The organism is Lactococcus hircilactis (assembly GCF_009601015.1).
Lineage (GTDB): Bacteria > Bacillota > Bacilli > Lactobacillales > Streptococcaceae > Lactococcus > Lactococcus hircilactis.
This window is the reverse complement of record NZ_WITJ01000032.1, coordinates 1-9620: the sequence shown is the minus strand read 5'-3', so window position 1 is coordinate 9620 and position 9620 is coordinate 1. Positions and strand designations below refer to the sequence as shown.

Genomic DNA, 9620 nt, shown 5'->3' with positions numbered 1-9620 from the left:
AACAAAAACTTTTGGAAGTGTGCTATTATAAGTCATATAAGTCGTGCGCTTTCTAATGCTTAGTGGTTTAAGATTAGGATAGCACGACTTATTTATTTTCCAATGAAATTAACTAGCAATTCGGGTAAAAGTAGAGTATATTTTAGTTAATCAATTAAGGGAACCGATACACATAAACTTTGTTATACAAAACGAAAGGATTATTAGTTCCTTATTGCTCACTTTCTTGTTAATTAAGTAAAACATCATTTTGAGCATTCAAACAAAGGATGTGAGTGCACGAGTGGCATTTTCAGATATTATACATTTTAGGAGGTACTTACTTTATGAGTACTACATTGTCCCATCCTGCAACAGCAGTTAATTTGCAGGAGTCTTCCTCTGTTCAAACAGAGCAAAATCATTTCAATAACCGTATTCCGACCCACCAACAGATTTTATATGGTTTTGGAGATTTTGGAAATGGCTTCATGTTTGATTTAGGTCAAGCATACTTAACCAAATTTTGGATTGATGTCGTTGGAATCGGTGCTGGAACTGTCGCAGCAATCTTTTCATTAACTAAAATTTGGGATGCTTTCATGGATCCTATTGCGGGTTCAGTAATTGATGCAAGAAAAGCTGGTCCCCGTGGAAAATTTAGACCAGTAATGATGATTTCAGCAATCCTATTGGGGGTGATGACCGTTGTTACATTCTATATGCCAAGCGGATTTAATATGCGTCAAAAAGTAATCTACGCATTTGCTGCCTATATGATTTGGGGATTAATTTATAGTTTTACAAATGATCCTTACGGCTCATTAGCATCAGTAATGTCAAGAAATCCACAAGATCGTAGTTTTATGGCTACTGCAAGACAAGTAGGTTCAGTCGGAGCACAATTTATTTGCGGAATAGCATTTGTCCCTTTGATGCTTGTGCTAAGTAATGGTAATCCTGAACGTGGATATATCTATACAACAGCTATTTTTGCTGCTATTGGCGTCGTAATGTTTGCGATTTGTTATTTTGGAACTAAAGAAAATGTAAAGGTTCATCGAGATTCAAATGCGAAGATTCTTGATTTTAAAGCTTATGCAAAGGTTATTTTTACAAACGGACCTCTGGGTGCTATCATTTTAATGACTCTATTCACGATTTCAGCAATGAACACAAACAACGCCATGATGATTTTTTATGCCCAATATAATTTGCATAATGTTGGATTAACTCCGATTCTTAACTTCTTTAATATGGGGTGTGCTATCTTTGGTGTGTTTATGATTCCAACTTTAGTGAAACATTTTGGGCAACGTAAAGTATTAATCACAAGTTTTGCTGTTGGAGTGATTGCAAATTTAATCAACTTTATTCTTCCAGATAATGTAATTACATTTACAATTTTTGTATCTATTGGTTATACTGCACTCGCCATCCCTAATGGAATTACATGGAATATGGTATCAAATGCAATTGACTACGGTGAATGGAATACTGGAATTCGTCGTGAAGCAATCACCTATGCGGCATTTAACTTTTCTCGTAAATTGGCTCAATCTCTTGCAGCGATTATCTCAGCAGGTGTACTTGCAGCTACAGGTTATGTTGCGGGACACGCTGATGCAAACGCACTTCAAGGAATCCGTTCTGTAATGACACTTTATCCAGCAGTCGCCTTATTGGCAGCGGGATTAATTATCTTTTTCCTTTATCGATTAACGGAAGAGAAATTTTATGAAGTAGCGACAGATTTAGATAATGGACGTTGGAAAGACGGCATTATCGGACAAACAAATGCTTTAACTAAAAAGTAATCACTCAAAAAAGGAGAATATCATGCAACTATTAGCAGAAGATTTTTTATTAGAAAATGAAATGGCAAAAATATTATTTCATAAATATGCAAAGAAAATGCCAATTATTGATTTTCATTGCCATCTGAATCCCGTAGAAATTTACGAGAATAAAAATTATGAAAATATCACTAAAATTTGGTTGAACGAAGGAACGTACGGGGATCATTACAAATGGCGATTGATGAGAGCCAATGGCATTCCCGAAGAATTAATTACTGGAGATGGTGATGACTATGAAAAATTTATGGCATGGGCCAGTACAATTGAAAAAGCACTTGGAAATCCACTTTATGAGTGGACACACCTTGAATTGAAACGATTTTTCCACATTGATGAAGAATTTAACACAAAAACAGCACCAGAAATATGGAAAAAAGCCAATGCATTGCTACAAACAGAAAACTTTAAACCACGAAATCTTATTAAAAATTCCGATGTTAAAGCAGTTTGTACAACAGATGATCCAGCCGATGATTTACATTTTCACGAACTGATTACAAAAGATGAAAAAGAGAACGGATTTAAAACACTTCCTGCACTCCGTCCTGATTTATTACTTCACATCGAACGTTCAAACTTTTCTGAATACATGAAAAAACTAGGACGTGCTTCAGGGATTGAGATTAAAAAATTCTCTGATATTGAAAAAGCAATGCATCAACGTATGGAATTTTTTACAAAAATGGGAGGTGCACTTTCTGATCATTCGCTTGAAACATTCCACTATAATGAAGCAACCGAGGAAGAAGTGAATGTGATTCTTAAAAAGGCATTGAATTCTGAAACATTATCTCAACCCCAGATTGACCAATATGTCACATCCATTCTCATCCTACTTATGAAATTGAATAATGAATTTGATTGGACAATGCAATTTCATATAAATTCAACACGAAATGTGAATCAACCAATGTTTAAAAAAATTGGTGCTGACACCGGTTATGACATGATGGGAACTCAAGCAGATATCGTTGATTCGATGCAAAAACTTTATACAAAAGCTTGTAGCGAAGGTTTTATTCCAAAAACAATCTTTTATTCCTTGAATCAAAACGATTGGCTCCAACTTGCGACACTAATGCAAAGCTTTCAAGGTGGAACGGTTCAACGGCTGCAACTCGGTGCAGGCTGGTGGTTCAATGATACCGCTGAATATATGGAGAAACAACTTACAGTATTTGCACAACAAAGCTTACTTTCAAATTTTGTTGGGATGTTAACAGATTCACGTAGTTTTTTAAGCTATCCACGTCATGAGTACTTCCGCCGCGTCTTGTGTAACTTTTTGGGTAAATTATCTGAGCAAGGACGCGTCCCACAAAATGAAGAAATACTTGGAAAAATAGTTCAAGATATTTCATATAATAATGCCTATGAGTACTTTGGTTTCTTCAAATGAAACTAATCTCCAAATATATATAATAATAATAATAAAGTAACAATAGTTTTCAGCTTTTAACTCATAGGATTGCTGGAAACTGTTTTTGAGGTAATAATAGATGAAAAATATAAAAGACATGAAAATTAAAAAATCAGGTTTTCCAGTTAAAGTCATTCAGTTTGGTGAAGGAAATTTTTTAAGAGCTTTTATTGATTGGCAAATTCAACAAATGAACAAAAAAGGAGTTTTTGAAGGTTCAGTAGCTGTTGTGCAACCACTCGATCGCGGGATGATTGAAAAACTGGATGAACAAAATGATCAATACACTGTAGTACTTGAAGGATTACTTGATGGTAAAAAAGTTCAATCAGAAGAAATTATTAATGTTATTGATCATACAGTAAACCCATTTAAAAATTATAATGATTATTTAGCTTTAGCAGATATTCCAACCGCTCAATTTATTTTTTCAAACACAACAGAAGCTGGCATTGCATTTGATCCAAATGATCAACTAAATGATCAACCTGCCAAAACTTATCCTGGCAAGTTAACACAACTATTATATCGTCGTTTTAAAAATGGTTTACCAGGTTTTCAAGTGATTCCTTGTGAATTAATTGAGCACAATGGTGACGAATTAAAAAAGATGGTCATTAAGTATTCAAATCTTTGGAATTTAGGGGAAAATTTTGTGACATGGATAAATGAACAAAATGATTTTTATTCAACATTGGTTGATCGAATTGTTCCAGGATTTCCCCACGATACAAAAGATGAAGTTTTTGAACGAATCGGGTATGAAGACAATCTTTTAGTTAAAGCAGAAGCATTTTTACTATTTGTAATAGAAGGAGATAAAAAAATTGAAAAATTACTCCCACTTTCAAAAGCTGGCCTAAATGTGATTGTAACCGATGATATGCAACCCTATCGTGAAAGAAAAGTGAGATTACTTAATGGACCACATACAACAATGACGCCATTAGGATTACTTGCTGGAATTAAAACCGTAGGAGAAGTAATGCAGGATAGGGATTTCCTCCCATTCATTATGGACGAAATGCACAAAGAAATTTCTCCAATGATTGATTTACCTAAAGAAGATTTAGAAAGTTATGCTCAAGTTATAAATGAGCGCTTTAATAATCCATTTGTTCATCACGAGTTAACGTCCATTGCACTAAACTCAATATCAAAATGTCAATACCGACTTTTGCCAACAATTGTGCAAAATATTGAAGAGAACAAAGTCGTGCCAAAAAGAATTACACTTGCTTTTTCAGCGTGGTTAGCTATTTATGGTGATTTAATTTCTGGAGTAAAAGCTGACGATACAGATGACGTAATGAGAGCTTTGAAAGAATTGAAAAAATCGCCTGATTATCTTGAATCAGTTCTTGCATATCAAGAATTTTGGGGACGAGATTTAACAAAAGTACCTGGTTTATTAAAAACCGTAAAACAAAATGTCAATGCACTCAAACAATTTGGCGCAAGACATGTAGTTCAAGAAATAAATAAAGGAGCCTAATTAAATGAAAGATTTGATTTACCTTAACGATTTAGACGATGTTGCCGTAGCACTTAGAGATATTGAAGCAGGTGAACAGGTAACTGATGGAAATATTAAGGTAACAGCTGCAACGAACATTCCGCGTGGTCATAAAATAGCTTTACATGAAATTAAAAGCGGCAGTGATGTTGTAAAATATGGTGCACCCATCGGACACGCAACAGAAGATATTAATCAAGGGACATGGATTCATTCTCATAATTTAAAAACAAATCTTGAAGGAGAGCTTAATTATGTTTATCATCCTGAATTAAAACCTGTAATTTATCCAAAATCCACTCGAACTTTCAAAGGCTATCGGAGATCTGACGGACGTGTTGGAGTAAGAAATGATTTATATATTATTCCAATGGTCGGATGTGTAAATGGAATTGCTGAAATTGTAGTGAAGCAATTTAAAGAAAAACATAGCGGAGAAACACTTCCTTTTGATGATATTATCATTTTGAAACACCAGTACGGCTGTTCTCAACTCGGAGATGATCATGAAAATACACGTAAAATGCTCGCTGGAGCAGTGCATAATCCCAATGCGGCGGGAGTACTTGTATTTGGATTGGGATGTGAAAATAATACAATGGATGCATTTAAAGTTTTACTAGGAAAAGTAGATCATAATCGGGTTAAATTTCTAGTTGCTCAACACGTCCAAGATGAACAAAAAACGGCTAACGAATTATTGGAAGAAATTTTAGAAGAAGTAAAATTTGATAGGCGTGAAGATATTCCACTTTCAGAGCTAAAGGTTGGACTTAAATGTGGAGGATCAGATGGCTTTTCAGGAATTACTGCAAATCCTTTGATTGGAATGTTTTCAGATTTTCTAGGATCGCAAGGGGGAAGTACTGTATTAACCGAGGTACCAGAAATGTTTGGTGCAGAAACACGATTAATGTCTCGAGCACAAAACGAAGAAGTATTTGAGAAGATTGTAGATCTTATTAATCACTTTAAACGCTATTTCCAAAGTTACGGTCAACCAGTTTTTGAAAACCCTTCTCCAGGAAATAAAGAAGGAGGTATCACAACACTTGAAGATAAATCACTCGGATGTACTCAAAAATCCGGATCATCAGAAGTAGTCGATGTCTTATCCTATGCTCAACCGATTCGTAAGAAAGGGTTGAGTCTTCTTCAAGGTCCAGGTAACGATTTAGTTTCAACGACTAATATGGCGGCTTCAGGTGTAAATTTAATTCTATTTTCTACCGGTCGCGGCACTCCTTTTGGAACATTTGTTCCAACAATTAAAGTGGCGACAAATAATGAGTTAGCACAAAACAAACCACATTGGATTGATTTTAATGCGGGACGTCTATTTAATGAAAATAAACAAGAGGTGTTAAATGATTTTATCGATAAAGTAATAGCTGTTGCTTCTGGTGAAAATACGCGAAACGAAGAAAATGGCTTTCAAGAAATTGCTATCTTTAAAGACGGCGTAACATTGTGAGGAATAAAATGTTAGAAATAAAAAATGAATTTTTATCCGTAGAAGTAGATATTAAAGGAGCACAACTTACACATGTAATAAATAATTCAACAGGATTTGATTATATTTGGAATGGTGATGCTTGGCCTAAACACGCTCCTATTTTATTCCCATCAATAGGGCGTTCAACAAATGATGAATACTTGGTTGGTGACGTAAAGTATCCGATGCCACAACATGGTTTTGTATCTGATTATGACTTTGAGATTGTTAAAAAACAGGACGATGAACTTACTTTGAGTTTTTCAAGTAATAATGAAACTTTTCAATCATATCCGTTTTGTTTTACACTCACCGTCTCTTATAAGTTGGAAAACAATCAGTTATTAGTGAATTTTGAAGTACAAAATAATTCTGATTGTTCACTCTCTTATGCGCTGGGATTTCATCCAGCTTTCAAATTAAAACAAGATTTCGAATCCCATGCATTGGAAGTTTCTCCAAGCTATTCTCAACTTGAACAATATGAGATTGTGAAAAATCCATATCCTTATCGTTCTGGCAAAATTAAAAATTTTAAAGTTGAAGGCTCAAAATTTGCTTTAAAACATGCCCTGTTTGAAGAGGGGTTGGTGATTATTACAAATAAGATAAATGAAGTTTCACTCCAAGGATTAGGATATGAGGTGAAAATGAATTTGGAAGATTTTTCTAATCTTTGTCTGTGGACAAAAGAAGATAAGGAACTCTCGTTTTTATGTATGGAACCATTTGTAGGATTACCCGATAAAATAAATGAGGTCCAAGAAATCAATAAAAAAGAAATGAATGCTCATTTGAATGCGCGTGATCATGCCCACTATAAGGTTACATTGAGCTTTGACTAAGAGGAAAAAATATGACAGAATTTATCACGATTGGGGAGCCATTAGTTGTTTTGGCTTCAACCGATATAGATGTTGAGCTTCAAAATGTAAAAAATTTTAAAAAGTATTTGGCAGGTGCTGAGCTAAATGTTGCCATTGGTTTAAGCCGTTTAGGACATGATGTAACGTACCTTTCAAAAATAGGAAATGACCCTTTTGGAGACTTTATTTTAAATGCTGCAAACGAAGCAGAAATTGATACAAAAGAACTATTAATTGACGCTAACCACTCAACTGGCTTCTATTTGAAACAAAGTGTTACGCATGGAGATCCTGAAGTAGCTTATTTCAGAAAACATTCAGCAGCTTCAAATTTACGTGAATCTGATATTTTAAATTTAGATTTAAGGGATACTAAGTTAGCCCATCTTTCAGGAATATTTCCAGCGTTATCAAGAACGGCATTACAAACATTCAAGGCATTTAATAAGCGATTAAATGATGCTAAAATCATGACGATTTTTGATCCGAATCTTCGTCCTGCTTTGTGGGAAAGTAAAGAACAAATGATTCAAATCACTAATGAATTGGCAAAAAATAGTCAAATTGTTCTTCCAGGAATTAACGAAGGAGAGGTATTAATGGGAGAGCGTGATCCAGAAAAAATTGCTGACTTTTATTTGAAACAAAGTGAATTGACTCAGTGTGTTGTAGTTAAGCTTGGTGACAAAGGAGCATTCTTTAAAACTAAAAATAAAAATGGAAAATTCATAGATGGATTTAAAGTTGAGCATGTTGTGGACACTGTAGGAGCAGGAGATGGGTTTCTGTAGGTTTAGAATCTGCCTTGCTGGAAGAGTGGTCGCTTGAAGAAGCTGTCAAACGTGCGTGTGCTGTTGGAGCTTGTGCTGTTTTAAGTGCAGGGGATAACGATGGTTACCCGACTCGAGAACAATTAGTGGAATTTATAAATAAAAATACGGATAGAGGAAGATTTGCATGTTAAGAATGAATATTATAAGTAAAATGGTCGCATCAGGTGTTGTATCGGTTGTACGAGCGGATAGTCCTGAAAAGGCAATTAAAATTGTTGATGCTGTTGTTGCGGGAGGAATTAAGTCTATTGAATTGACATACTCGGTGCCGATGGCTAATCGTGTGATTTCAAAATTAGTAGAGAAATATAAAGCATCAGAAGTAATCATTGGAGCGGGAACAGTACTAGAGCCAGCATCTGCGAGACTCGCAATAATAGCAGGTGCGCAGTTCATTGTTAGTCCAAGCTTCGATAAAGAAGTGGCTAAAATTTGTAACCTTTATCAAATTCCTTATATTCCTGGTATTTTGACACCACGTGAAGCAGGAGAGGCATTAAAATACGGTTCTGAAATTATTAAACTTTTTCCAGGAGATATTGCTAGTCCTGCAATGATTAAAGATTTAAAAGGACCATTTCCATATATTAATATCATGCCTTCAGGTGGAGTTTCCGCTGAAAATGTTGGAGAATGGTTTAAAGCAGGTGCAATCGCAGTTTCTGCTGGAGGCGGTGTTACACGACCTGCAGAACATGATGACTATGAAGGAGTTAAAAAAAACGCAGAACAATTTATGAAAGCTTTTTATGAAAATAGTTCGGTTTGATACTGAATACTAAATCCCTTAACTTGATCCTACTAAATTTATAAACAATAATTTTCCATCACCTTAAGAAAAAGAAAGCAATCAGTATTTTTGCAAAATGGATTCATAAAGTGCTATGCTAGTAGTGTACCAAGTGGTAAATCATTTTTATAGGGAGAAAAATCATGAAATTAACATCTGATCAGAAAGTAAAAGAAAAAATTGCAGGACTAAAAAAGGAAAATGATATTTTAGTGTTGGATTATGACGATTCGATTGGCGACACAGGACGTCCAAAAGATTCCTGTGCAATTGTTTCACAATTTAGATTGATTGTGACTGCTAAAGAAAATTTGACAGATGAATTTGATGGCACGTTTGAGAGTGATTTAGGAAAAATTTATTGCAAACAAAGTGGAAAAATCTATTTTGATGACGCCATGAATGCCAGAAGTTCATCGAATTATGGCTTTGAGCTGATGGGTGCAGGATCACTATTAACACCTAATTTAAAAATAGAAAAACTTTAATAAAAAAAGATAAAAAGTAAGCAAAGTATGGCTTGCTTTTTTTTTGAAAAAAATAATCTGTTCTAGTTAATTTTTCAAATTAAACTCATATATTTCATGTTAACTATAAATAATAATCTAAAACATATAAAAACGAAACTTAAATAAGACTTGACTTAACTTAAAATAAATTTACAATGAAAGAAAAGTACTTTGGGCTTTTCTGTCACTAAAGGGGGTAAAACATGAGACAAGACAAGACAAGACAAGACAAGACAAGACAAGACATTCCCAAGCAGGTAGGTGTTTCTTTTTGTGGCGTTGTCCGCGTTTAGAGATGGAGGACAATGCCCATGCGTAAGCGATTAAAATTCAACCCTTCGCCTCGATTCATC

7 protein-coding genes and 1 pseudogene are annotated in these 9620 nt (G+C 34.6%); all 8 read left to right on the top strand.

Annotated features, from left to right (window positions below; translation table 11 throughout):
- Positions 1 to 326 precede the first annotated feature (326 nt).
- A complete protein-coding gene (locus tag GHI93_RS12585) occupies positions 327 to 1796 on the top strand; it encodes a glycoside-pentoside-hexuronide (GPH):cation symporter (RefSeq protein WP_153497345.1) in 1470 nt (489 codons plus the stop codon).
- Between the two features lie 22 nt (positions 1797 to 1818).
- A complete protein-coding gene (gene uxaC / locus GHI93_RS12580; protein ID WP_153497344.1) occupies positions 1819 to 3237 on the top strand; it encodes a glucuronate isomerase in 1419 nt (472 codons plus the stop codon).
- Between the two features lie 100 nt (positions 3238 to 3337).
- A complete protein-coding gene (locus GHI93_RS12575) occupies positions 3338 to 4753 on the top strand; it encodes a tagaturonate reductase (RefSeq protein ID WP_153497343.1) in 1416 nt (471 codons plus the stop codon).
- A 4-nt stretch (positions 4754 to 4757) separates the two neighbouring features.
- Positions 4758 to 6248 carry a UxaA family hydrolase gene (locus tag GHI93_RS12570; protein WP_153497342.1) on the top strand — a complete coding sequence of 497 codons (1491 nt, stop codon included), beginning with the start codon at positions 4758 to 4760 and terminating at the stop codon, positions 6246 to 6248.
- An 8-nt stretch (positions 6249 to 6256) separates the two neighbouring features.
- Positions 6257 to 7114 carry an aldose 1-epimerase family protein gene (locus GHI93_RS12565; protein WP_153497341.1) on the top strand — a complete coding sequence of 286 codons (858 nt, stop codon included), beginning with the start codon at positions 6257 to 6259 and terminating at the stop codon, positions 7112 to 7114.
- An 11-nt stretch (positions 7115 to 7125) separates the two neighbouring features.
- Positions 7126 to 8099 (top strand): annotated as a pseudogene (locus GHI93_RS12560) (sugar kinase).
- Positions 8093 to 8737 carry a bifunctional 4-hydroxy-2-oxoglutarate aldolase/2-dehydro-3-deoxy-phosphogluconate aldolase gene (locus tag GHI93_RS12555; protein ID WP_153497340.1) on the top strand — a complete coding sequence of 215 codons (645 nt, stop codon included), beginning with the start codon at positions 8093 to 8095 and terminating at the stop codon, positions 8735 to 8737. Before GHI93_RS12560 ends, GHI93_RS12555 begins: the two are co-directional and overlap by 7 nt.
- 164 nt (positions 8738 to 8901) lie before the next feature.
- Positions 8902 to 9246, top strand: a complete 345-nt coding sequence (locus tag GHI93_RS12550) for an iron-sulfur cluster biosynthesis family protein (RefSeq protein WP_153497339.1) — start codon at positions 8902 to 8904, stop codon at positions 9244 to 9246.
- Positions 9247 to 9620 lie beyond the last annotated feature (374 nt).